Raw genomic sequence first — 22,641 nt, 5'->3', positions numbered from 1 at the left:
TCATTTCGAACGTTGTGTTTGCATATGCTGGGCCATTTTGACGAATCGCTCTTCCGGTTCTGTGGTCCCGCAAACGCCACATTGTATCATGTAGTGCTCACCTTTGTACGGCTGGTGAAACATATCAAGCTCTTCTTGATGGAGTTCTGCTACGACTTCGCCTGACTGTGGGTCCAGTCTTATATAGCGAGGGGTCTGCTCAATGACAGTGAACCTCATCCGATTCGATTTACATGTCGGGCACAACAAAGGCTGGGTCATAAAAAAACACCTCACTTTTCTAGTTCATGGTTAGTTTTGTCCAGAACAGGAACTCTATACCTATGAGGTTCTAGGGATGAGTAAAAATCGTAGAGGTGATGAAATGAACTTGAAACTCTTTTTCTCATTAGTAGGTGGGAGCATGGCATTAGCTGTCTACGCCCACTATTTTTCTGGAAATGAAATGCTCCAATTCGTCACAGCTTCACTGGCCATCATTTTTTTGGCGGCTTGGCTCGGAAAATCGACAGAGAGCGTCGCCCATTATGCTGGAGACCGAATCGGGGGCTTTCTTAACGCTACCTTCGGAAATGCCGCAGAACTTATTATTGCTTTTTTTCTGGTGAAAGAAGGCTTGTTCGATATGGTCAAAGCCTCTATTACGGGTGCGATCATCGGAAATATGCTGTTGGTTCTCGGCTTGAGTACATTATTGGGTGGTCTTAAGTACAAGGAACAAACCTTCAATAGCAGGCTCGCCAGTCACAATGCTTCGTTGATGACTCTCGCAATCGTCGCTTTGTTCATTCCGGCTGTCTTCATGTTCGATCTGCCCGTGATCAAGGTGGAGATCATCAGCATCGTCATCGCCAGCCTGCTCATCATTGCCTACATTTTGTGGCTCATCTTTTCCATGATTACCCATAGCGATTTTTTATCGGATATCGAGCCGCAAGAAAGTGATGCGGTATGGCCAAAGGGTGTCTCTCTCTTGATGCTTGCTGTCTCTACCTTTTTCGTTGCGGTTGTCTCGGAATGGCTGGTAGAGGGCGTACAGCATGTCTCCGAATCGTTAGGATGGTCGGAGTTATTCGTCGGGGCTTTTGTCATTGCGATCATCGGGAATGCCGCAGAGCACAGTGCTGCCATGCTGTTGGCACTAAAAGGACGCATCGGTGCAGCAGTCGAAATCGCGATCGGCTCCAGCCTGCAGATCGCCTTGTTTGTAGCCCCGACTCTGGTCATCATGAGTCTCTTGCTAGGCAATCCGATGGACATCGTGTTCTCTACCTTTGAATTGGCTGCGATCGGAGTTGCTACCTTTATTACGATTTCCATCACACGGGATGGCGCCACGAACTGGTTTGAAGGCGTCCTTCTATTGACCGTGTATATTATTTTGGGTACGGTCTTTTTTTTCGCGTAGGGCACAGGAACAAAACAAAGGCTCCGCCATCTTAAAGTGGCGAAGCCTTTCGTTGTTTTACCAGAAACCCAGCATTTGCAGGAAAACGGCGAGAATCGCGATAGGTGCGACATATTTAATCAGGAGAAGCCAAATGATAAACATGCGTTTGCCCAGAGAAGTATGCGCCCCCAGCTCGTTTATCAAAGTCTCACGCTTCATTTTCAGCGGAACGAAGATCGCAATGAGCAACGCTCCCAACGGCATCAAGATATTACTGACCAAAAAGTCCATCGCATCAAAGATAGATTTGCCGAACAGCGTAACCTCGCTCCATACACCGAATGACAAAGCCGACGGAACACCTACGATAAAAATCAGCAGACCAATCACCCAGGCAAGACGCTTGCGCTTTGCTTCGTCCCCTTTTGCAAGAGATGCAACAATAATTTCCAGCATCGAAAAAGCCGAAGTCAATGTAGCAAAAAGGAAAAGAGCCAAAAAGATTAACAGAAAAATGTTACCGAAGGCAATTTGTTCAAACACAGAAGGCAGTACGATAAACAGCAATCCCGGCCCTGCTTCTGGCTCTACTCCAAGGGAGAAGACGGCAGGGAAAATCGCCAAACCGGCAAATAGCGATACGAGCAGATTCAAACTGACAATCGATCCAGCAGAACGAACCAGACTTTCGTTTTTGGCAAGGTACGAGCTGTACGTGACCATGACGGACACCCCGACGCTCAGCGCGAAAAAGGATTGACCCAATGCGTAAAGGATCGATTGCGCACTCAGCTTGGTAAAATCAGGACTCAGAAAGAAGGAAACGCCCTCCATCGCCCCATCCAATGTCAAGGAACGAACCATCAATACCATGAATAAAAGGAACAAACCAGGCATCATGTACTTGTTTGCGGACTCAATTCCACTCGATACGCCTCTCGCGACTACCCATGCGGTAATGAGCATGAAAACCAACTGCGCAACTACTGCACCAACAGGATCACCGATAACTTCACCAAACACTTTGTCATAAGCTGGCCCTTGCAATTGACCAGTAAACCCGCGAAGAAGATAACTAAGAATCCATCCTCCCACTACACTGTAAAAGGACAAGAGCAAGAAGCAAGTGGTCACCCCAAGGCGACCAATCCAATGCCAGAGTGAGCCGGGCGCAATTGTTTTATACGCACTGATCGCCTCTTTTTGTGTACTACGTCCGATTGTGAATTCCCCTAACAACAGTGGAAGACCAATTGCTAGCGTAAAGATAATGAATAGCAGAAAGAACGCTCCTCCACCGCTCGTTCCGACCATGTATGGAAATTTCCAAATGGCCCCTAGTCCAATCGCCGAGCCTGCTGCTGCCAAGATGAAGCCGAGCCTGCTCGTCCATTGTTCCGCTTGTTTCATAATTTTCACCCTCCAAAGATATTCTCATTCTTAAAAATGGATACAAAAAAACCCGCCCCAAAAAGGGACGAGTTATTTATTTCTCGCGGTACCACCCTACTTAGACATCCCTGATAGGGAATGCCTCGCTTCGTCATTGATAACGGGTATGACCCGGACTCTCCTACTGGCGGCGCCTGCGTTCAGAGATCAGCTCAAGAGTGAATTCAACGGGGCTTACATCAGGCTACTCTCAGTCTATGGCAGCCTTCCCTGTCATGCAGCAGGTCCGTTTACTAGTCTCTTTCCTTGCTTGTTTCTATGATTCAGTTGTTGGGCTTTTCCGAAATAAAAAAAACCCGTCCAAAAAAGGGACGAGTTATTCGCGGTACCACCCTGATTAAGTGCACGGGATAAAGATTCCCTACGCACTTCTCTCCATCATTGATAACGGGAATGACCCGATTCCTCCTACTAGGCAAACTGCCATTTAGAGGGCTGCTCAGGAGGGAATTCTACGGGGCGCGCTTCAAAGCTGCTTTCAGTCTAAGGCAGCTTCTCCCTGACAAGCGGTGATTCCGCATACTAGTCTCCGTCATCGCATTTCAAAATTAATAAAAAATTATAGACTTTAATTTAATATAAATACGTGAAATAGGCAAGAGTTTTTTCTCTCAATAAAATGAAAAGCGAGGATAATCGCCGCTCTCCTCGCCTTACCTTTGATTAAACAGTTCATGAAGATGGGCCAATTTACGCTCCAATGAACCCATAATTTCTCGACCAATGTCGTCGCTAATCAGTCCTAAGCGGACCGCATACTCTACTTCACGAGAAAGCCCGAACATTTGGGTATCCAGCACTTCTTCATACAGTGGGCACTGCGGCATGGTCAGGTTTTCCATCTGTACGTCGATCAGCTTGTAAATTTTGTCGGCGTCTGCTTGAAGCAACGCTAGCGCTTTTTGTTCCAGATCGGGAACCTTAATTTCTGTCAAAACCTATCCCTCCGTTTGCCTCCATCCTTATCATACATAGTACGCGATTCTGGGCCATTTGAAAAGGGGAGAAGACAGATCAACTGCAAGAAGCTAAAAGATACCAAGCTTCCACTCTTTTGAGAGCAGCTCCAACAGCTTGACACCGGCTACTGAATTTCCTTTTTCATCCAGGGACGGACCGAACACACCAATCCCCATACGCTGTGGCACGGTTGCCATAATGCCGCCGGCAACCCCACTTTTCGCGGGAATTCCTACGTCAATCGCAAACTCCCCAGAGGCATTGTACATCCCACAAGTCACCATGAAAGTCTTGCAGATTCGCGCTACCTCTTCTGGAATCACTCGCTCACCCGTATTCACGAGAATTCCGTCTGCTGCAAGCACCATCCCTAGTGTAGCTACTTCCTTCGCTGTCACCTCTATCGAGCAATGGCGAAAATACAGATCAAGCGTCTCTTCTACATCCGTTTCCAGTATGCCACTGTCCTTTAGAAACCAAGCGAGGGCACGATTTCGATCAGCCGTTTTCTTTTCCGAACAATAAACAGCTTGATTGATAGAAAGATGAGGATTCCCCGTCATTTTCCGCATTAAAGCCAGCACAGCATCTAGCCGCTCGTCCACGTTGGCACCACGAATCATCCCCGCAACGGCAATGGCTCCTGCATTGATCATCGGGTTCAGTGGTTTATGAGATTCGGTCGTCTCCAGTTTTATAATCGAATTAAACGGGTCTCCCGTTGGTTCTTTCCCCACATGCCGAAACACGTAGTCCTTCCCGTTTTGGCATAAGGCGACGATCAGAGAGAAAATCTTGGAGATGCTTTGCATCGAGAATGGCACATCTGCATCTCCAGCAGAAAGGATCGTCCCATCGGGCAAGCATACAGCTACTCCTAATTGGTGTCGTTCGACTTTTGCCAATTCAGGGATATAGGACGCTACACTCCCCATGTATGTAAACTCAAGTGATTGGTTGCGTATTTGCTCCAATTGATCGGACGCTTGTTTCAAATCCATTGAAAATCCCCTCAGTCTATTACGTCGATGTATACAGATTCGATTGTAGATTTCTACATGGGACATGTCAAATGATCCCTACTTATGAACAGCGTGCTCCAATCGTTCCATCGCTTCGACTAGAATCGATCTCGGGCAAGCAAAATTAATTCGCATGAAGCCTGCACCATCTGGCCCAAACGTCGTGCCATCGTGCAAACCGAGCTTTGCATCTTCGCGAATCAGTTTGTTCAACTCCGCCTGATTACATCCTAACTGTCTAAAATCCATCCATCCCAGGTATGTCGCTTCTGGAATTGCCATGGATACCCCCGGAATACGAGTCGATAAAAACTCATGTACAAAGGCTGCATTCTTCCGTAAGTAGATCAACAGTTCTTCCAGCCATGCTTCTCCATGTTGGTAGGCTGCAATCGTTGCTTCCATCCCAAACAGATTTAGGTTCTCATAGCCCATTTTGGATGCTGTGACCTGGAAGTTCCGCAATAACTGCTGATTTTCTGTCATCAAATAAGAAGTGTACAGACCAGCCAAATTAAATGTTTTGGCGGCTGATAGAAAAGTAACGCTCTGGTTGGCTAATTCCGGTGCCAGCGAATAGTAAGGCGTATGAACATTTGGCTCATAGACCAAATCTGAATGAATCTCGTCGGCAACCACGAGGACGCCATTTTCTACACACAATCTTCCCAAGCGCTCCAGCTCTTCTTTGGTCCACACTCGCCCGATCGGATTATGCGGTGTACAAAGCAGCATGAGCTTCACCCGCGGGTCGCTCAGCTTTTGTGCGAGATCATCCCAATTCATTTCATAACGGCCGTCACGTTCCAAGAGTGGGCTGGTAACGACATGACGTCCGCGGTTTTCGACTGCATGATAAAAAGGATGATACACAGGTGTCTGGATCAAGACATTATCTCCGGGGGCTGTGTAAGCCTCTACCGCTACGTGTATGCCGGGAACGACTCCAGGAATCCCTGTCATCCAGCTCACTTCTACCTCTACACCAAATCGCTTGTGTATCCACTCTTTCAAGCTCTGATAAAAGGCATTTGACTTCAATGTGTATCCGTATATCGGGTGATTCGCTCGTTTGATCAATGCCTCCGTGATTTCAGGAGCGCAAGCAAAATCCATATCCGCCACCCACAGCGGAAGCATCCCTTCTCCGTTCACTTTCGGATTCTGAATCTCCCATTTGACACTATCTGTCCCTCTGCGTTCGATGCGCTGACCAAAATCGTACACGCTCGTTCCCTCCCCGTAGTCCCTTCCCTTACCTACACAGCATAAACCGTTTTTTCCAATTGTCCAAGCTCTCTTGCCAACGAAAAAAGAGCCACTTCGATGAGTGGCTCTCGGCTCTTCATTCATGCATCTTTTAGCGAGCGTATACACCGGGACCGAACGGGAGATCCAGGAAGTACCATGCTGTCAATTGCAAGATCCATACAACCAAGAAAACGATCGCAAATGGCGTCATGGTAGAGAAAATCGTTCCCATCCCTGCATTCTTATTATACTTCTGATAGAAAGCCAAGAAGAGCGGGATGTACGGATTCACAGGTGAGATCGTATTGGTTGCAGAGTCTGCAATCCGATAAGCGACTTGGATAAATGCCGGATTGTAATCCAACAGCATCAGCATTGGCATGAATACAGGTGCCAGGATCGCCCACAGCGCTGAACCACTCGTGATAAACAAGCTACAGATACCTGTGAAAAGTGTGAAGGCAATAATGATTGGCAAGCCTGTCAGTCCCATGCTTGTCATGTATTCTGCACCATTGACAGCCATCAAAATCCCAATATTGCTCCAGTTAAAGAACGCGATGAACTGTGCTGCTGTAAACGCTAACACAATAAAGCCGGACATATCCTTGATGGCTTCGGACATGTAATGCGGAATGTCCTTCGATGTTTTAATCAGTCCCATTGTTCTCCCGTACACGAACGATACGGTCACGAAGAACAGCAGGATGATGGGAATGATCCCTTTCAAAAACGGTGAGGTCAAGAAGTCTCCTGTCTTTGGATCGCGCAGCAGGGAACCTTCTGGAATGACCAGCAATCCTACCATGAGTACGAAAATCAACGCTGCGATGCCAGCTTTGCGCAGTGCTTCGTTTTCTTGCGGAGTTACTTCTTCGAATTGTACGTTTCGATCTCCGTGATACGTACCAAGACGTGGTTCGATCATTTTATCGGTAATCCATCCTCCAAAGAATGCGAGGATCACAACGGAAGCTGACATAAAGAACCAGTTATCTACTGGTGTAACCATTGCATTTGGATCAATCGTTTTCGCTACTTCGGTACTGATCCCTGCCAAGAGAGCATCTGTACCGGCAATGAAAAAATTCGCTGTAAAACCGGAGGATACACCCGCCATACCAGCTGCAAAGCCTGCAATCGGGTGACGCCCCATTGCCAAGAACACGAGACCGCCAAGCGGAGGAATAATAACCATGGCTGCATCAGAAGCAAGATTTCCTAAAATACCAACAAAGACAATGGCATAACTGACAACCGCTGCCGGAATGCCTGCCATCATTTTGCGTAGAACTGTCGTCAAAAGGCCGATTTTTTCTGCCAGTCCAATTCCAAGCGTCATCGCCAGAACGAGACCAAGTGCTGGAAATTCAATAAAGTTTTTCAGCATACTCGTTAAAATCCAGTGAATACCTTCGACGCTAAGCAAGCTCTTAACGGCAACCTCTTCGCCTTTTGCAGGATGTATGACCGAAAAATCCATCGCTGCGAGGATTGCAGAGACTACCATCAATACGCCACACAAAATAATGAACAATACAAATGGGTGCGGGAGCTTATTCCCTACCGTTTCAATCCACTTTAGGATACCTTTTTGCTTCATCAGATCTACCTGCACATTCGTGCCTTTCGCCATCGTTTTGCCTCCTAAATCGTTTGAATTACCTGAACATTTACGCGACCTTGCAACAATCCTCGGGATGAATGATGTGGGTTCCCTTTCTCTAGCGCTCATCGCCGCTAATACCTTTTATGAAAGCCCTTTCAAAAATAGAAAAGCTTGTACACAATGCCTTATATCTGCCCCCAGCTTTTTAGCAGGAATCTACATATCACAGGAAAAGTTCACTCTCACATAATAACTTTCTAATATGATTATATAATCTATAAAAAGCATGTCAATAATTTTTAGACTATTTTAAGAATTTTTCGCTTTTTGGATAATTGCTGTCATTTGCGAGTCTATAGTAATATAGAGATTGATTATGAATGACCACGGAGGAATGACGTATGTCTGATGTTATCGTGTTCAAAGGGGCCATTTCTTTCCCTATTACATTGGATCCAACCGTTTGGGTTTTTGATGAACGTAAATTCGATCTGAAAACATACTCAGGCGAAGATGATAGCTCACTGGCTACGCAAGCAAAGTATTTGGCTGGCACGGGAACGCAGTGGGATAAGGAATTACGCGAAGGGGCTACGCTTCCTTCTGAGAGAAGAAGCTTAGCCGAAGAACGTAAAGTGCTCGAAGGCGAATACGCAATCCGTCTTGATCCCTTCATTACAAATGCTGAGCCCCTACCAGAGGTGACTCATGTCCGTCTTCACCGCGAGGATCAGGAAGCGGTCGTTCTTCCACTTGCCGAGGCAAGAAGAGCCATCCTCCAATTCTCTAAAAACGGCAGGCCTATTAAAGAGGACGGTCCTGTGTATTTTTATTTGCCGGAAGTGTTGCTTGCCAAAGAAGAACCGATTAAAGGAATTACTGCTTTTGAGTTTATCACGGAGCAAGCGTAAGATAACAAAAGCCATCCTCCTTCGAAAAAAGAGGATGGCTTTTGCCATATGTTACGTATGTGTGATGATTTTGCTCTTAGGCGCTGAACTGCGTGATACGGATATTCCGATGCTGTAGTTCTTCGCGAAGCAATTCGATAAAAGCTGCATCTAGTTGAAGGTCGACAGCTCGATGATATACTTCTATCAACATTTGGTCGCTTAAGTATTTCACCTTCGCTCACCTCCATTTCTAATATGAGCCCATTGTACCAGATAGGTTTGTATCGAACAACCGTTCGGATATCCACAAGCAATGTGGACATCTTGTTGGTAACATGTGGGCAAATTGTGCGTAACTCATAAGCATCCAAGCATTTCCTTTGTGGATTGTTTTTTTCCTTTTATCCACAGTCAGTCGAAATTTGTCGAACGAATGATGCGACTATTCTGTCATAATGACCCCACATAAAAAAGCCACCCTACACAGGATGGCTTATCTTGTTGCTTTTATTCTGTCACGTGCAGAACTTGCTTGATGCGATCAATTGCCCAATCCAAGTCTTCTTTGCTGATAACGAGTGGTGGTGCAAAGCGAATGGTTGTCTCATGTGTTTCTTTGCACAGGAGTCCCAGTTCTTTTAGTTTTTCGCAATATGGACGAGCTGCTGTAGTCAGCTCCAAGCCGATGAACAGACCGCGACCGCGAATTTCCTTGATGATCGGGTTATTGATTTCTTTCAATTTCTCCATGAAGTATGCGCCCATTTCCAGGGAGCGCTGTACAAGACCTTCGTCAGCCAATACATCCATAGCTGCGATAGCAACTGCACATCCGAGTGGATTTCCGCCAAAGGTAGAACCGTGGGAGCCTGGCTCAAATACGCTCAAGATTTCTTTATCTGCGGCTACTGCGGAGATCGGGAACACGCCACCACCAAGAGCTTTCCCCATGATGTACATGTCTGGTACTACATTTTCCCAATCGCTGGCAAACATTTTACCTGTACGACCGAAGCCCGTTTGGATCTCATCGCTGACCAAGAGTACATTGTTTGCTTTACATACCTCTTGTGCCTGCTTCAAGAAGCCCTCTTGCGGAATGATGATCCCTGCTTCGCCTTGGATTGGCTCCAGCATGAATGCTGCTGTATTCGGTGTAATCGCTTGCTTAAGCGCTTCGATATCGCCATAAGGAATGATTTTGAAACCAGGTGTGAATGGTCCAAAGCCACGTCTGTATTCTTCTGCAGAGGAGAAGGAAGTCACTGTGACAGTACGACCATGGAAGTTGCCTTCACAAACGATGATTTCTGCTTGGTTTTCCGGTACTTTTTTCACATCATAAGCCCAGCGACGAACTGCTTTGAGAGCCGTCTCTACTGCTTCAGCACCCGTGTTCATTGGCAGGATCATTTCTTTTCTTGTCACGGCAGAGAGCTTTTCGTAGAATTCACCCAGTTGGTCATTGTAAAAAGCACGGGAAGTGAGCGTTACTTTATCTGCTTGATCTTTCAGAGCTTGGATGATACGTGGATGACGATGTCCTTGGTTCAGCGCAGAATATGCACTCAGCATATCCAGATATTTATTGCCCTCCGGATCGTGTACCCATACGCCTTCTGCTTTGGAAATAACGATCGGTAGCGGATGATAGTTGTGCGCACCGAATTTTTCTGTTTGTTCAATAACCACGTTTGTTTTACTCATGTCGTTAGCCTCCTTCAAGATCACTTGCTAAAATTATCTAGCAAGAACGATGCCAAACAAGAAAACCCCACAAAGTCGGTCCAATCCGATCTAATGAGCAAAATAATTTTGCATCTCGAATTCATATTCTTTTGCAGTGCATAATGTTTTTGCACTCATTCCCTTTATGCTATGATACCCTCATAAGGAAAGGCTGGTGACCACAGTGTCGTCTTCTACGCATAATTCTTCTGCTGACACTCTCTTGCGCATTTATGAACATATTTTGGACAAAATGAATGAAGGTGTACATGTCATCGATTCGGACGGGACAACGATTGTCTACAATTCCAAAATGACCGAGCTGGAATTGATGACCAGACAAGACGTTTTGCACAAACCTTTGGCAGAGGTTTTTCAGTTCCCTTCCGGACAGGAAAGTACCTTGCTTACATGCTTGCGTACCGGAAATAGCATTCGCAATACACGCCAAACGTATTTCAATGACAAGCAAAAAGAAATTTCAACCATCAACAATACGTACCCCATCATTGAAAATGGCAAGGTCATCGGCGCGATGGAAATCGCAAATGATGTTACCAAAATGGAACGATTGATCAGAGAAAACCTGCTGCAAAAAAACGGGTCACGCTACACATTCGAGCACATTATCGGGAGAAGCGGTCCTATTCTCGATGTCATAGAGAATGCCAAACGCGCAGCACGCACCTCCTCATCCGTATTGGTAGTCGGTGAAACTGGTGCCGGGAAAGAATTGTTCGTGCAAAGCATTCATAATGCCAGTCTGCGTGCATCTGGTCCCCTTATTTCACAAAACTGCGCTGCGCTTCCAGATAGCCTGATTGAAGGGCTTTTGTTTGGAACGGCTCGTGGAGCATTTACCGGGGCAGTAGAGCGACCTGGATTGTTTGAGCAAGCGGAAGGCGGAACACTCTTTCTCGACGAAATCAACTCGCTTAGTATGCCACTACAGGCAAAATTGTTGCGTGCTCTGCAAGAGAAGTCGATTAGACGTATTGGTGACACAAAGGATCGAACGATTGATGTACGCATCATTGCGGCTATCAATGAAGATCCTGTTGAAGCAATCGCCAATTCGCATTTGCGAAAAGATTTGTACTATCGTCTCGGAGTCGTCACGTTATTTCTTCCCCCGCTTCGGGATCGCAAAGAAGATATTCCGATGCTGGTCAGCCATTTTATCGAAAAATACAATGAGCTATTCCAAATGGAGGTAAGAAGCATCAGTGACGAGGTTCTGCAATTTTTTATCCAGCATGACTGGCCTGGCAATGTGCGTGAACTTCAGCACTTGATCGAGGGGGCCATGAATCTGATGATTGACGAATCAACCATACGTTATGAGCACTTGCCCTTACACTTTCTGCGTCGGACGCCAGCCGTTCCCGTAACAATCGAACAACCCTCCCCTCACACGTTGCCATTTTTGGATGAAGGAAAGCCGTTGAAGGAAACGATGCAAGAATTTGAAACAGCATATATTCACCATGTTGTGGAACGCTATAACGGAAATATTTCACGAGCAGCCAAGGAATTGCAAATCAGTCGTCAAAGCTTGCAATATCGTTTGCGTAAGCTGGGGATTAAGGGATAAAGCATATGAGTCAACATAGTGGAGGAGAAGAAAAAGCACAGATCTCTTCGACTCTGACACATCCGCAAGGGTGATTCACTGCTCGTCTCCATTTCAAAAAGGGGACCGTCGAGCCAAAGCCACCCTACGGGCGGACGTTTCTCAAGAAGAAGTGTTCGACAAGCGTGGCCCCCTTTTTGAAGTTCCGACTGGGTAGGCGTTGTCAAGGTCTACGAGCCCTGCACTTTTTCTTCTCACCAGCTTGGTTGGTTCATCGTTACCTTCTAAAAAACTTGCACAGTCCAATTATTACCTTATCATTTTTAATAAACGCCAAGATATTTGGCGTTTTTTTAATTATTTTGCATCTACATGCCGAATCTTTTTGCGCTTTTTGCCAGCAAATACCTCAAAAATAATATTTTCATAAAGTATTTCATTTGGTATCATTCTTGCAGAGCATATATGGCTATCGCGCTGAAAACGCATACATCCATTTAACATACTCGCGTGAAGGAGAGGGTTATATGTCCCAAAGCAACATGGAACAGCACAATCAATTGAAACGCACGATGAACAGCAGACACCTCTTTATGATTTCTCTTGGCGGCGTAATCGGAACCGGGTTATTCCTCGGATCAGGTTATACAATTAGTCAGGCAGGACCAGTTGGTGCCATTCTCTCCTATTTAGTCGGCGGCTTTATCATGTATCTGACTATGCTATGTCTGGGCGAACTGACAGTTGCCATGCCAGTGGCCGGTTCGTTCCAAACATATATGACTCGCTTTGTTAGCCCATCACTTGGGTTTGGTGTAGGCTGGTTGTATTGGCTTGGTTGGGCCGTGACCGTTGCTTTAGAGTTGTTGTCATCAGGATTGCTGATGCAACGTTGGTTCCCTGACTCACCTGTTTGGATGTGGTGTGCGATCTTCGGTGTAGTGCTCTTCTTATTAAATGCTTTATCGGCTCGAGCGTTCGGTGAATCTGAGTTTTGGTTTTCCAGCATTAAAGTAAGCGCTATCATCTTGTTCATCATCTTGGGTGGAGCGGCGATGTTTGGCTTCATTGACCTGAAAAACGGTCAGCCTGCACCAATGCTCACCAATTTTACAGAAAGCCCGCTTCTCCCCTTTGGAATTACAGGCTTGCTGATGACAATGATCACCGTGAACTTCTCCTTCCAAGGTACCGAGCTAATCGGGATTGCGGCTGGAGAAAGTGAGGATCCAGAGAAGACGATCCCGAAGGCCATTCGTACGACGGTTTGGCGTACACTCGTGTTCTTCATTCTGGCGATTGCCATTGTGGCTGGGATGATTCCACACCAACAGGCGGGTGTGATTGAAAGTCCGTTTGTCGTCGTATTTGACAGCATTGGGATTCCTTATGCAGCTGATATTATGAACTTCGTTGTCCTGACAGCACTTCTGTCTGTGGCCAACTCTGGTTTGTACGCAGCAACTCGTATGCTTTACTCCCTGTCCAAAGAAGGAATGGCTTCGAAAAAGCTTGGGGCTGTAAATGGAAAAGGGATTCCGATGAACGCTTTGTTGATTACGTTTGCAATCGCTCTCTTGTCTCTTCTCTCCGGTATTTTTGCCGAAGATACGGTGTTCATGGTACTGTTGTCTATCGCTGGTCTCGGCGCACAGGTAGGATGGATCTCCATCTCCGCTTCGCAGCTCGCATTCCGTCGTCATTACCTGAAAAACGGAGGCAAGCTGGAGGATCTGAAGTTCCGTACACCTTTGTACCCTATACTGCCTTTGATTTCCTTGATCTTGAACTTGCTCGTTCTCGTGAGTCTGGCATTCGATCCAGAACAGCGCATCGCCTTGTACTGCGGGGTTCCGTTCATGATCATTGCGATCTGCGTGTATCAATTCCATTTTAAAAAGAAACTCGAAGCGTAAATCAAAAGAAAAGCTTGCAGCCCCCTTTCAAGAAGGGACTGCAAGCTTTTCGTGCTTTATATGCGATGCGTTAGGCTTGGCAATGCTACAATGAGATTCGGACAATTTCCGTAACGACTACCATGGCAAAGACTGCAAATCCAAGGGAACTCGTTACCAGCAACATGCGCTTCAGCTTTTTCATATCTTCCATAAAATTCCCTCACTTTCTTGCGCCAATCATCTCTATCGTTATATACGTATGAACGATGGAAAATGTTTCATTTCGCCCAAAAATATTTACGATCGAGCTATTTTCTTTAGATCATTCCCGATTTGCCCGGTTTGTTGTTCCATGCGATGCAGCATCCAGGCCACCCAAAACCCGATGACCAAACAAATGGTCCACGGCAGCCATGGCGTTTGCAAACGTAGCCCGACATCGTACACCCATCCTCCCGCTACCTGTCCACATGAACCCCCGATGGCAATCGAATACCCGTTGAAGCCATAATAGGCGCCCACCAAATCCTTGGGAGCAAAACGGGGAACGACATCCACCAGATTCGGAACAGCAATCATGGTACCCAGTGCAAAAAGGAACACATCCAAGAGAATGAGCCACAAGGAATCGGCAAACGTGAACAAAAATAGTCCCACGCTCATAAACAACGTCCCGATGCCAATCAAGGTAAGCCTTTGCGGATAACCCTCCAGCAATTGTGTCACTTTCATTTGAAATAAGATCACAAACAGCGAAAGCGCAGAAAGCACGATCCCTACATTCACCTTGCTATGTGTAACATTTTCAACAAACAGCGGAATCGTTAAAAACACCTGCATATTCAAGTAATAATACCCCATCAAAATAAAGGTATATCGTACAAACAGCTTGTCCTTCACTACCGTAGACATACTTTCCCATATACTATGCCGTGTATTCGTGGCGCGAATCGGTGGGAAGAAAAAGAAGATCACGATGGTATTCACTCCGAAAACGGCCCCTGCAAACAGCGAGATGTACGTAAAATCAATAGCGGAGAGTGCTGTCCCCACGATTTGGGAACCGACAACCGCAATATTGCCTAGCACATTGCGAAGGGAGAATACTTCTTTTCGAATGGCCTCAGGTGTAATAATGGCGTAGGCAGCAGAGCAAGCAGGCTCAAACAACGCCCCACCCAAACCGGAAAGAATCGCGGCAACAAAAAAGTGCCATGTCTCGGTACAAAAAGCGAACATCGCAAAACCAACGGCACGTACGCCCAATCCGAGGAACATCGCCCCTTTGTATCCGAAGGCATCCGCGATCACACCACCTAAAAAGGCAAGACCTTGCTGGGAGAACTGTCTGACACTCAGAACAATCCCTGCCATCGCCAGGGTCCAGCCGATGCTACCCGTCAAATACAAAGTGAGATAGGGGATTAATGCATAAAAACCCATATTCATCATAAAAGATGTACTTAACAAGAGCTTCACTGAAAAGGGCGTTTCTCGCCACCATTCCCACTTCATTCCAATACCCCTCGCTCTCCCGATAGCCCACATGAAATAAGGATATCCCCAGCTTAGCGAACAGGGTATAATTTGGGAAACGAACATTTTTGTATATGGTAATCAAATATTTAGATAAGAGGGATTCCAACTGTATGGACTTCGAACAATTACGCGCTTTCTACACATTGGCCCAAACGAAAAATTTCACCAAGGCTGCGGAAATGCTCCACTTAGTCCAGTCTACGGTGACAATGCGAATCAAGCAACTGGAAGAAAAAGTTGGCAAACCTCTTTTCATTCGTGATAAAAGAAGTGTTGAAATTACGCAAGCGGGCTTAACCCTATTACCGTATGCAGAGAGAATCCTCAAACTGTCCCATGAAGCCCTAAATGAAGTTGCTTCACTCCAGCCTTATGAAGACTATTTATCAATCGGCAGCTTAAATGCGATCTGGACTTCTACCCTCGAGCCGATCTTGAAAGAGTACCACTATCGGTATCCACAAATTGCAATCAGCACAAAGACAGGCCACTCGTCCGATGTCATCCAGTATTTGCTGGACAACGTGATTCAAATCGGAATCGTATACGTTCCCCCATCCTTGCCCAACTTTGACGTCATTCCAACGTGGGATGATGAAATTGTCCTAGTGTGCTCTCCAGAGAGCCCCATTGCCGCATCTACACAGGTCAATTCGCGCGAGCTGCGCAATCTGCCGTTGCTGTACATGAATTGGGGCCCTCCGTTTAACGAGTGGATTAGACAGACACTGCCGCGTAATTATGTACCCAAGCTAACTGTAGACAAAGCGGAGCTCGCCATCGATCTGATAAAAGAAGGTCTCGGCGTGAGCTTGTTGACGCGCTCTACCGTCAAAGCCGATCTTGCGGCTGGTACCTTGAAGGAACTGATCATAACAGGCAATAAGCCTCCCAAACGCTCGGCGTACATCGTCTTGCCGAAGGACAAAAAAAATAAACCCAGCGTAGAAAAATGGCTGAGTTTAATGAGTGAATTAGGGTATTCCACCTAGCTTCATGATTATCTGGAATGAGGTACGGGGTCGACGACTGTGCTTCGTCTCCCCATCCTCTCTTCATAGCCAAGACGAAGGAGAAAGTACCAGCACATCGATAGAAACAAGCCGGTAAGAACATCACTCAAATAATGAACGCCCAAATACACACGGCTGAACGCGAGCAATGCTACAAAAATAAAAACCGCAGGCTGCACGAGCGACGACCATCTTTTCTCCGCAAACCATTGGGCAATCCAAAATGCGACCATGCAATAAAAGGCTGGTCCAATCATCGCATGACCGCTCGGAAACGAAAAGGACTCCGGCAGCTCAATCAGATTGACGCCACTCGGTCTAGGTCTGGCAAAGAACAGCTTTAAGATCTCATTTGCAACTTCACTGACACCGAGGGAAATGAAAACAAACAATGCCTCCACACGATATTTCTTTATGTATAGGACAGCGATTATCATCACCGCTACTGGTACAAGGAACATGCCTCCGCCCAGATTGGTTACCCATCGAAAAAAAGCAGTCCCCATATCCGAGCGAATCGACTCCGCAAATGCAATGGCAGCTTGATCCATACCGGCCACTTTCCCCGCTGCATAGAGGGCAAACATGATCGTAGCAAGTACCGCAAATATAAGTGCTCCGCCTACATATCTATTTTTTCTCGTTGTCGGATTCATTTTTGATCTCCTCTTTCCATCAAAAAGCGCAAGGACTCCGCAAATCGCTGATCGTCTTCACGCGTGCGAGCGGCAGGCCCCTTCGTACGACCTCCTCCGCGCCGATATCTCGCTTTTTCATTTCGTTCTTCCAAATGAAACGCAATCCTTTCTGGGTCAAAAACCATCCCGTGTGGTGTCAGGGCATGGGCCCTCTTCCCGAGAATGAGCGCTGCTAGACCAATATCTTGTGTCACCACGACATCCCCTGAACTCGTTTCATTCGCGAGCTTCATATCTACCGCTTGTGGGCCGGCATCTACCGTCACATGATTTGCGTTGCCAATTTGATGATTATAACTGGCAAAGGTCAGACAGATCCAGTCGAGCTCCTTGCACAATGCTTGGGCAGTTAAGAGTGCCTGGCGCGGACAAGCATCCGCATCGATAAGAACACGTCCTTTTGACATGGTTGCTCCTTTCGTGTGTATTTCTCTCCCCGTACGGATTCATTTTTGGTATGATGGAGGTGGAGAGGAGTGAGTTCACCTTTGCGCTATCAATTTATCCATGATGAACGGCTAGGTATACGGCTTCCCGTGCTACATCTGGAATGGGAAGATTATTCGACTGTAGAAAGAGCGGACATGTTGCTAGAATGGGAAGAAATCCGCGCGTCCATTCCAGATCAAATACACCGGGTAGAGAAGGTTATCGTTGAGAAAACCAACCAAATGTCCGAAGAAGAAAATTTCGTCAGATCTTGCGAATTAAACAGCGAGATCCACGAATTGGCCAGTGTTATTAACGATCTTAATATATGGTTCCGTGTCCAGCAAGACCATGACACCAAAATCCATCAATAATTCGTTTGTAAAAAGCAACAGCTCCTTGGCTTCATTTCTAGCCTCGGAGCTGTTTTTTTCGTAGGATCGCTATGCTTTTTTTCGCTTGCGACCAATTTCTAGCGCCTTCAGCCCTGCTACATGTGGCGCAGCCATCGAAGTACCATTTAGCTTTTTAAACTGATTTCCCGGCCACGTAGACAGAATATCAACTCCAGGTGCCTTCATATTTACGCCCTTGCCTCTCGCACTGAACGATGCCAATTTTCCCGTTTGATCAATCGCACTAACCCCTAAGACACCATCGTACCGGGCGGGATACTCCGCTTCTCCCCCTCCGTTGCCTGCAGAAGCTACCAGTACGATTCCTTGTTGATGGGCCCGACCAACTGCTCTTGCCATTGCTTCGCTATATTGGGGCATACCAAAGCTCATGTTGATCACATCCATCTTATTGGCAATCGACCATTGCAGGGCCTGCAAAATGGTCGACAAGGATGATTGGCCATCATAATCAAAAGCACGAACGTCATACAAATGGGCCTCTGGAGACACTCCGACAATTCCTCTTTGGTTCATCTCAGCTACGATGATCCCTGCGACATGCGTACCATGTCCATTTTGTTTGCCGCGGACAAGCTGGATGCCGCCCTTTATTTGATCCTTCAAATCAAAATGATCGCGGGAGATTCCCGTATCGATGACAGCGACCTTGACGCCTGCTCCACGCCCCTTTCGCCACAATCTCTGTGCCCCCACATATCTTACGCCCCACGGGATTTCATCCTCCCCTTCTGCATGGACGCTTACGGTAATGTTCTCCTCCACCATCGCTTTATACCTTCGAAAAAGCTCCTCATGCTGCTCAAAAATCTTTTGTTTGACACACAAGCAAGAAAGGTCATCATAGCATCGCCATGGAAGTCTCTCGGTTTTCGTCAGAACCTTGGTTTTCAAATCTGACAGTATCTCGGTAAACGGCGTATCCCGATGAAAGCTGACAATTTTCAACCCACTAGCCTCCTGTCATGCATCGTTCTGACTCATCCTATGTCACGGCTCCCCCTATGGGTTTGGGCCATTGCACAACGTTAAGCAAAATAGGCGAATAACGACGTGAATCTGTCCAAGCGAACCCCCTTGCTTTTCCATATAACTGCATAGGGCAGACGTATTCTTGTGAAAGGAGCGTTGCATCATGGCAAAAGCAAAAGGAAAAGCAAGGGCAAAAGTCAAGCTCAAAGCGAAGGGCAATCCACGTGATTTATTGAAATCCATCAACAAGAAAAGCAAGAAAAAGTGGACGATGGGCGATGTCCGATCGCTGGCAAAAGACTTCTCCATGAAAGACTTGAGGGACGACAAGAAATTAAGCGAGCTGATTAAAAAAGTCAGCAAGGCGGTCGGTGTCAAATTATCCGACCAGCAAATGTCCAGTGTAAAAAAACAAGTTCACGATCGCCTCGGATAAGATAGGTCTCCCCTTTGCTTCGCCTCTATGGCGAAGCTTTTTTTTGCAAAACAAAAGAGAGAGCGAAAAATCGCTCTCCCTCTTGGCGAAGCTACCTAGTGTTTTCGTTAGTCGCAAGAGCAAGCAACGATAACCAGCAAAACGAACAACACCAGTATTAAAGCAAAGTCGTCAAATCCTCCGTTGAACAGACTCATTCGCTTTCCCTCCTTTGCCAGCAACTAGTCATACTGTATGTGCGAATGCTCAAAGATGATTGGACCTTCGCCTATACAAGACCGTTTTTCCCGTATTTTTACACAGGTACTGGCAAGTGGAGTGGAGATTAGCTCGCTTGTCTTTCAACTGGCTCTGGCAGACCGTACGGCTTTTTCATCATTTGACGCCAAAACGGAATCGTCCGTTGAATCATGGGTCCCGTTAACAGCGCTATTAGGATTGTGCCGATTGACACAGGTCCGCCCAAAGCAGCGCCTGCAAGCAGGACGGTTACTTCTATGATGAGGCGGACTCGCTGAATACTCCAGCCAAGACGCTCGTTCATCGCCAGCATGAAGCTGTCGCGCGGACCCGCTCCTAGAGAAGGAGACAAATACATCCCGATTCCGACAGCCAAAACAACAACACCCGCGAGAAACATCAAGACTCTCGCCCAGATTGATTGCACCTCAGGAATAAAATCCGACCATAAGATAAGATCGAGAAAAACGCCAAAGCAAGCCATATTTAAGAACATTCCAAAATTGGGTTTGATTTTTGCCACCAAATACGTGGCGAAAATGACAACGACTCCTACGATCTGAGACCATAGACCAATCGTTAATCCAAATGTCTTTTGCAGGCCGATGTGAAAGGTTTCCCAAGGGGCTACGCCTAGATTTGCTTTAATGGCCAGTACTGTACCGAATGCACCAACAAACAAGCCAAGAACAAACATCATGTAGCGAACTGCGATCGACCAGTTAAACCCTCTGCCAGACACGACTACTCATCTCCTGACGATGTGTGTGTTTTACTTCCAGCCTGCAATGACTTCGTAAAAAAGTCCGTCCTTCCGGTAATACGCTTCGGATTTGGAGAAGTTCAGGTAGGTCTGTGCCTCTGCAAGCTGCTCTCCCGTCAAAATGACCTGGCGCTGCTTGTTCACATCGTCTCGATATTCGACGACGAGGCTGACTTCTTCCGACTGACAATGTTGAATGAGTTCTTCTGGTGTAGTAAAAGTAATCCGCTTCATGCTCCCCCACCTCCTCCATCGTGATCATTCATTATAGCAGGGATTATTGCTTTCTCCCATCGTTCCTCTCTCGCTTTACAGAAATGCTTCCAAGATCATCAGCCAATTGGGTAGCTGGGAAAATTTGCCGTGCCTCTGCCAACAGATCCTCCATCGAAAAATCTCCGTCTTCATCTTCATAACGTGGGCTAAAGTGAGTCAGACACAGTTCTTTCACGCCCGCCTCTTTGGCAATTTGAGCCGCCTCGCGTGCTGTGGAATGTCCGCTTCTGGTCGCCAGCTCCTTGTCGTGATGGGCGTAGGTCGCTTCATGGACGAGCAAATCCGCCCCTTTCGCCAGCTCCAAAACCGCTTGGCTCGGCTCTGTATCTCCACTGAAGACGATTTTGCGTCCTGGCTGCGGCTCTCCAACGAAGTCCTTTCCGTCCAGAACACGACCATCCTCGAGTGTGACCTGTTCTCCTCTCTTCAAGGCTCCAAATAACGGCCCTGACGGCACACCAGCCTGCTTTGCCCGCTCTACTTGAAATGCTCCTGTCTTTTCCTTTTCCATCACGGCATAAGCAAACGAAGGCACACGATGTTTCGCCATTCGGCAGCTTACCACGATCTCTTCGTCCTCGTAGATTACGCCCTCACTGACGATCTTTATTTCTAATGGATATTGCAAATGAACCGGACTTGCCTCCATGATACCTCGAAAATATCGGTCGAGCCCCGGTGGTCCGTACAGCTCTAACGGAGTCGGTTCGGTATTGCGCAAAGATCGACTTGCAAGCAGTCCGATCAGTCCGTACAGATGGTCCCCATGCAGATGAGTGATAAAGATTTTATCCAATTGACTAATTTTCATCGGGGCACGCAGTAGCTGGTGCTGAGTCCCCTCTCCGCAGTCAAACAACCACCACTTTCCTGCCTGTAAAAATCGCAAGCCGATCCCACTCACGTTTCTTCGCGTAGTGGGTGCACCTGATCCGGTGCCTAAAAATGTAACGATCATGCTATATCCATCTCCTTTGTGGCCTTCCCTCATTATGTGCCTGTCTCTATCTCTAGGCATTCACCCTTTTTTGTCTGGGCGCATAGCCTACAACATACAAAGCCTAGCAAGGAGGGACTCCTAATCATGAAACGATTTTTGGCGCTGGGGCTGGCCGCTTTTTTCACAATGATGGCCGTCTTGACTGGCTGCTCCAGCACTCCCGAAAAAATAAGAATTGGTGAAGTGACTCGTTCTTTGTTTTACGCCCCGCAATATGTCGCACTTGAAAAAGGATTTTTCAAGGAAGAAGGGCTTGAAGTGGAGCTCTCCACCATACCCGGCGGAGATAAAGTAATGTCAGCTCTGTTATCTGGCGGCATCGAGGTCGCGCTTGTCGGCTCCGAGACCAGCATCTACGTCTCTCAGCAAGGAGCTGCCGATCCCGTTGTCAATTTTGCGCAGCTTACTCAGACAGACGGTACCTTCCTCGTCTCCCGCACCAAAATGGATGATTTTACTTTCGACAAGCTAAAGGGCAATGTCTTCTTGGGGCAACGGAAAGGCGGCATGCCGCAAATGGTTGGAGAGTATGTACTCAAAAAGCACAATATCAATCCGCAAGGCGACCTGGAACTCATTCAGAATATCGAATTCAAAAATATCGCGTCTTCCTTCGCATCTGGTACCGGAGCGTATGTACAGCTGTTTGAGCCGGAAGCCTCCCGCTTTGAACAGGAAGGAATCGGCCATGTCGTCGCCTCTTTTGGCAAAGAGAGCGGAACGGTTCCTTACACGGTCTTCATGACAAAACAAAGCTATATCGACAGCAACGCAGCAGCTATCCAAAAGTTTACCAATGCGGTCTACAAAGGGCAACAGTGGGTTGCCAGCCACAGTGCAAAAGAAACGGCTGATGTGATTGGCAAGTACTTCGAGCAAATCGATCCAAAGATTCTGGAAACCGCTGTACAGCGTTACTTGGAACAGGGCTCCTACGCCACAGATCCCATTTTGGACGAAAAGGAATGGAACCAGCTACAGGATATCATGGATTCCGCTGGTGAATTAAAGCAACGCGCTGAATACAACAAGCTGGTAAACACCACTTTTGCTATCCAATCCAAAGAAGGGAAATAGGCCCTC

General features: G+C 46.9%; 24 protein-coding genes and 2 other annotated features. Of the genes, 8 read left to right on the top strand and 16 right to left on the bottom strand.

Features of this window, described 5'->3' with window-relative positions; genetic code table 11:
- A complete protein-coding gene (locus tag ODZ53_RS13505) occupies nucleotides 1-261 on the bottom strand; it encodes a hypothetical protein (RefSeq protein ID WP_012685958.1) in 261 nt (86 codons plus the stop codon).
- A 103-nt stretch (nucleotides 262-364) separates the two neighbouring features.
- On the opposite strand from ODZ53_RS13505, the gene cax reads away from it, so the two are divergent.
- Nucleotides 365-1,408 carry a calcium/proton exchanger gene (gene cax, locus ODZ53_RS13500; protein WP_041749828.1) on the top strand — a complete coding sequence of 348 codons (1,044 nt, stop codon included), beginning with the start codon at nucleotides 365-367 and terminating at the stop codon, nucleotides 1,406-1,408.
- Nucleotides 1,409-1,465: 57 nt separating this feature from the next.
- Here cax and ODZ53_RS13495 read toward each other — a convergent pair whose 3' ends face one another.
- The 5 genes from ODZ53_RS13495 to ODZ53_RS13475 form a co-directional block, all read right to left on the bottom strand.
- Complete coding sequence (locus tag ODZ53_RS13495) at nucleotides 1,466-2,800, bottom strand: sodium-dependent transporter (protein ID WP_372677668.1); 1,335 nt, start codon at nucleotides 2,798-2,800, stop codon at nucleotides 1,466-1,468.
- 60 nt (nucleotides 2,801-2,860) lie between these two features.
- Nucleotides 2,861-3,098, bottom strand: a binding site (T-box leader).
- A gap of 48 nt (nucleotides 3,099-3,146) precedes the next feature.
- Nucleotides 3,147-3,387 (bottom strand) — a binding site (T-box leader).
- 108 nt (nucleotides 3,388-3,495) lie between these two features.
- Entirely contained in the window at nucleotides 3,496-3,777 is a 282-nt protein-coding gene (locus ODZ53_RS13490; RefSeq protein WP_012685955.1) for an Fpa/YlaN family protein, read from the bottom strand.
- Between the two features lie 93 nt (nucleotides 3,778-3,870).
- Entirely contained in the window at nucleotides 3,871-4,803 is a 933-nt protein-coding gene (gene glsA, locus ODZ53_RS13485; RefSeq protein ID WP_016739844.1) for a glutaminase A, read from the bottom strand.
- A gap of 78 nt (nucleotides 4,804-4,881) precedes the next feature.
- Nucleotides 4,882-6,051, bottom strand: a complete 1,170-nt coding sequence (locus ODZ53_RS13480) for a MalY/PatB family protein (protein ID WP_372677666.1) — start codon at nucleotides 6,049-6,051, stop codon at nucleotides 4,882-4,884.
- Between the two features lie 133 nt (nucleotides 6,052-6,184).
- A complete protein-coding gene (locus tag ODZ53_RS13475; RefSeq protein WP_372677664.1) occupies nucleotides 6,185-7,711 on the bottom strand; it encodes an AbgT family transporter in 1,527 nt (508 codons plus the stop codon).
- Between the two features lie 374 nt (nucleotides 7,712-8,085).
- On the opposite strand from ODZ53_RS13475, the gene ODZ53_RS13470 reads away from it, so the two are divergent.
- Nucleotides 8,086-8,595, top strand: coding sequence for a molybdopterin-binding protein (locus ODZ53_RS13470; RefSeq protein WP_372677662.1), 510 nt, complete (start codon nucleotides 8,086-8,088; stop codon nucleotides 8,593-8,595).
- A gap of 76 nt (nucleotides 8,596-8,671) precedes the next feature.
- On the opposite strand, the gene sda is transcribed toward ODZ53_RS13470, so the two are convergent.
- Nucleotides 8,672-8,809: a sporulation histidine kinase inhibitor Sda gene (gene sda / locus ODZ53_RS13465; protein ID WP_007725857.1), complete on the bottom strand. Its 138-nt coding sequence runs from the start codon at nucleotides 8,807-8,809 to the stop codon at nucleotides 8,672-8,674.
- A gap of 275 nt (nucleotides 8,810-9,084) precedes the next feature.
- The gene (locus ODZ53_RS13460; RefSeq protein ID WP_087343907.1) at nucleotides 9,085-10,284 is read right to left on the bottom strand and encodes an ornithine--oxo-acid transaminase; all 1,200 of its coding nucleotides are present in this window, start codon (nucleotides 10,282-10,284) and stop codon (nucleotides 9,085-9,087) included.
- 196 nt (nucleotides 10,285-10,480) lie between these two features.
- On the opposite strand from ODZ53_RS13460, the gene ODZ53_RS13455 reads away from it, so the two are divergent.
- Both ODZ53_RS13455 and ODZ53_RS13450 read left to right on the top strand, forming a co-directional pair.
- A complete protein-coding gene (locus ODZ53_RS13455; protein WP_372677660.1) occupies nucleotides 10,481-11,899 on the top strand; it encodes a sigma-54 interaction domain-containing protein in 1,419 nt (472 codons plus the stop codon).
- 506 nt (nucleotides 11,900-12,405) lie between these two features.
- Complete coding sequence (locus ODZ53_RS13450; protein ID WP_372677658.1) at nucleotides 12,406-13,794, top strand: amino acid permease; 1,389 nt, start codon at nucleotides 12,406-12,408, stop codon at nucleotides 13,792-13,794.
- A gap of 279 nt (nucleotides 13,795-14,073) precedes the next feature.
- On the opposite strand, the gene ODZ53_RS13445 is transcribed toward ODZ53_RS13450, so the two are convergent.
- The gene (locus ODZ53_RS13445) at nucleotides 14,074-15,291 is read right to left on the bottom strand and encodes an MDR family MFS transporter (RefSeq protein WP_372677656.1); all 1,218 of its coding nucleotides are present in this window, start codon (nucleotides 15,289-15,291) and stop codon (nucleotides 14,074-14,076) included.
- A 134-nt stretch (nucleotides 15,292-15,425) separates the two neighbouring features.
- On the opposite strand from ODZ53_RS13445, the gene ODZ53_RS13440 reads away from it, so the two are divergent.
- Complete coding sequence (locus tag ODZ53_RS13440) at nucleotides 15,426-16,307, top strand: LysR family transcriptional regulator (RefSeq protein ID WP_012685945.1); 882 nt, start codon at nucleotides 15,426-15,428, stop codon at nucleotides 16,305-16,307.
- An 8-nt stretch (nucleotides 16,308-16,315) separates the two neighbouring features.
- Here the strand turns inward: ODZ53_RS13440 and ODZ53_RS13435 are convergent, their stop codons facing one another.
- On the bottom strand, nucleotides 16,316-16,984 hold the full coding sequence (locus ODZ53_RS13435) for a phosphatase PAP2 family protein (protein ID WP_372677653.1): 669 nt from the start codon (nucleotides 16,982-16,984) through the stop codon (nucleotides 16,316-16,318).
- Nucleotides 16,981-17,433, bottom strand: a complete 453-nt coding sequence (locus ODZ53_RS13430) for a YaiI/YqxD family protein (RefSeq protein ID WP_087343916.1) — start codon at nucleotides 17,431-17,433, stop codon at nucleotides 16,981-16,983. Before ODZ53_RS13430 ends, ODZ53_RS13435 begins: the two co-directional genes overlap by 4 nt.
- A 69-nt stretch (nucleotides 17,434-17,502) precedes the next feature.
- Between ODZ53_RS13430 and ODZ53_RS13425 the strand changes: the two genes are divergently transcribed.
- Nucleotides 17,503-17,829 (top strand): hypothetical protein, encoded by a 327-nt coding sequence (locus ODZ53_RS13425; RefSeq protein WP_012685942.1) that lies wholly within the window; start codon nucleotides 17,503-17,505, stop codon nucleotides 17,827-17,829.
- A 69-nt stretch (nucleotides 17,830-17,898) separates the two neighbouring features.
- Here the strand turns inward: ODZ53_RS13425 and ODZ53_RS13420 are convergent, their stop codons facing one another.
- Nucleotides 17,899-18,819: a S8 family peptidase gene (locus ODZ53_RS13420; RefSeq protein ID WP_064199829.1), complete on the bottom strand. Its 921-nt coding sequence runs from the start codon at nucleotides 18,817-18,819 to the stop codon at nucleotides 17,899-17,901.
- A gap of 187 nt (nucleotides 18,820-19,006) precedes the next feature.
- Between ODZ53_RS13420 and ODZ53_RS13415 the strand changes: the two genes are divergently transcribed.
- Nucleotides 19,007-19,279 (top strand): stage VI sporulation protein F, encoded by a 273-nt coding sequence (locus ODZ53_RS13415; RefSeq protein ID WP_064199828.1) that lies wholly within the window; start codon nucleotides 19,007-19,009, stop codon nucleotides 19,277-19,279.
- 107 nt (nucleotides 19,280-19,386) lie between these two features.
- Here the strand turns inward: ODZ53_RS13415 and ODZ53_RS13410 are convergent, their stop codons facing one another.
- The 4 genes from ODZ53_RS13410 to rnz form a co-directional block, all read right to left on the bottom strand.
- A complete protein-coding gene (locus ODZ53_RS13410) occupies nucleotides 19,387-19,476 on the bottom strand; it encodes a YjcZ family sporulation protein (protein ID WP_100169674.1) in 90 nt (29 codons plus the stop codon).
- Between the two features lie 128 nt (nucleotides 19,477-19,604).
- Nucleotides 19,605-20,261, bottom strand: a complete 657-nt coding sequence (locus tag ODZ53_RS13405) for a YczE/YyaS/YitT family protein (RefSeq protein ID WP_372677650.1) — start codon at nucleotides 20,259-20,261, stop codon at nucleotides 19,605-19,607.
- A gap of 30 nt (nucleotides 20,262-20,291) precedes the next feature.
- A complete protein-coding gene (locus tag ODZ53_RS13400; protein ID WP_064199827.1) occupies nucleotides 20,292-20,516 on the bottom strand; it encodes a hypothetical protein in 225 nt (74 codons plus the stop codon).
- Between the two features lie 43 nt (nucleotides 20,517-20,559).
- A complete protein-coding gene (gene rnz, locus ODZ53_RS13395; RefSeq protein WP_372677648.1) occupies nucleotides 20,560-21,516 on the bottom strand; it encodes a ribonuclease Z in 957 nt (318 codons plus the stop codon).
- Between the two features lie 126 nt (nucleotides 21,517-21,642).
- Between rnz and ODZ53_RS13390 the strand changes: the two genes are divergently transcribed.
- Nucleotides 21,643-22,635, top strand: coding sequence for an ABC transporter substrate-binding protein (locus tag ODZ53_RS13390; RefSeq protein ID WP_234127780.1), 993 nt, complete (start codon nucleotides 21,643-21,645; stop codon nucleotides 22,633-22,635).
- The last annotated feature ends 6 nt before the right edge of the window (nucleotides 22,636-22,641 follow it).

Origin of the sequence: Brevibacillus sp. BD137, from assembly GCF_041644655.1 — a bacterium.
Lineage (GTDB): Bacteria > Bacillota > Bacilli > Brevibacillales > Brevibacillaceae > Brevibacillus > Brevibacillus brevis_D.
The sequence above is the reverse complement of the archived record's forward strand: the minus strand, read 5'-3'. Positions and strand labels throughout refer to the sequence as shown.

Bases quoted from the DNA above. Each gene is read 5' to 3' on its own strand.
- ODZ53_RS13505 (WP_012685958.1), bottom strand. From the start codon at position 261: ATGACCCAGCCTTTGTTGTGCCCGACATGTAAATCGAATCGGATGAGG.
- cax (WP_041749828.1), top strand. From the start codon at position 365: ATGAACTTGAAACTCTTTTTCTCATTAGTAGGTGGGAGCATGGCATTA.
- ODZ53_RS13495 (WP_372677668.1), bottom strand. From the start codon at position 2,800: ATGAAACAAGCGGAACAATGGACGAGCAGGCTCGGCTTCATCTTGGCA.
- glsA (WP_016739844.1), bottom strand. From the start codon at position 4,803: ATGGATTTGAAACAAGCGTCCGATCAATTGGAGCAAATACGCAACCAA.
- ODZ53_RS13475 (WP_372677664.1), bottom strand. From the start codon at position 7,711: ATGGCGAAAGGCACGAATGTGCAGGTAGATCTGATGAAGCAAAAAGGT.
- ODZ53_RS13470 (WP_372677662.1), top strand. From the start codon at position 8,086: ATGTCTGATGTTATCGTGTTCAAAGGGGCCATTTCTTTCCCTATTACA.
- ODZ53_RS13460 (WP_087343907.1), bottom strand. From the start codon at position 10,284: ATGAGTAAAACAAACGTGGTTATTGAACAAACAGAAAAATTCGGTGCG.
- ODZ53_RS13450 (WP_372677658.1), top strand. From the start codon at position 12,406: ATGTCCCAAAGCAACATGGAACAGCACAATCAATTGAAACGCACGATG.
- ODZ53_RS13445 (WP_372677656.1), bottom strand. From the start codon at position 15,291: ATGAAGTGGGAATGGTGGCGAGAAACGCCCTTTTCAGTGAAGCTCTTG.
- ODZ53_RS13440 (WP_012685945.1), top strand. From the start codon at position 15,426: ATGGACTTCGAACAATTACGCGCTTTCTACACATTGGCCCAAACGAAA.
- ODZ53_RS13435 (WP_372677653.1), bottom strand. From the start codon at position 16,984: ATGAATCCGACAACGAGAAAAAATAGATATGTAGGCGGAGCACTTATA.
- ODZ53_RS13430 (WP_087343916.1), bottom strand. From the start codon at position 17,433: ATGTCAAAAGGACGTGTTCTTATCGATGCGGATGCTTGTCCGCGCCAG.
- ODZ53_RS13415 (WP_064199828.1), top strand. From the start codon at position 19,007: ATGGCAAAAGCAAAAGGAAAAGCAAGGGCAAAAGTCAAGCTCAAAGCG.
- ODZ53_RS13410 (WP_100169674.1), bottom strand. From the start codon at position 19,476: ATGAGTCTGTTCAACGGAGGATTTGACGACTTTGCTTTAATACTGGTG.
- ODZ53_RS13400 (WP_064199827.1), bottom strand. From the start codon at position 20,516: ATGAAGCGGATTACTTTTACTACACCAGAAGAACTCATTCAACATTGT.
- rnz (WP_372677648.1), bottom strand. From the start codon at position 21,516: ATGATCGTTACATTTTTAGGCACCGGATCAGGTGCACCCACTACGCGA.
- ODZ53_RS13390 (WP_234127780.1), top strand. From the start codon at position 21,643: ATGAAACGATTTTTGGCGCTGGGGCTGGCCGCTTTTTTCACAATGATG.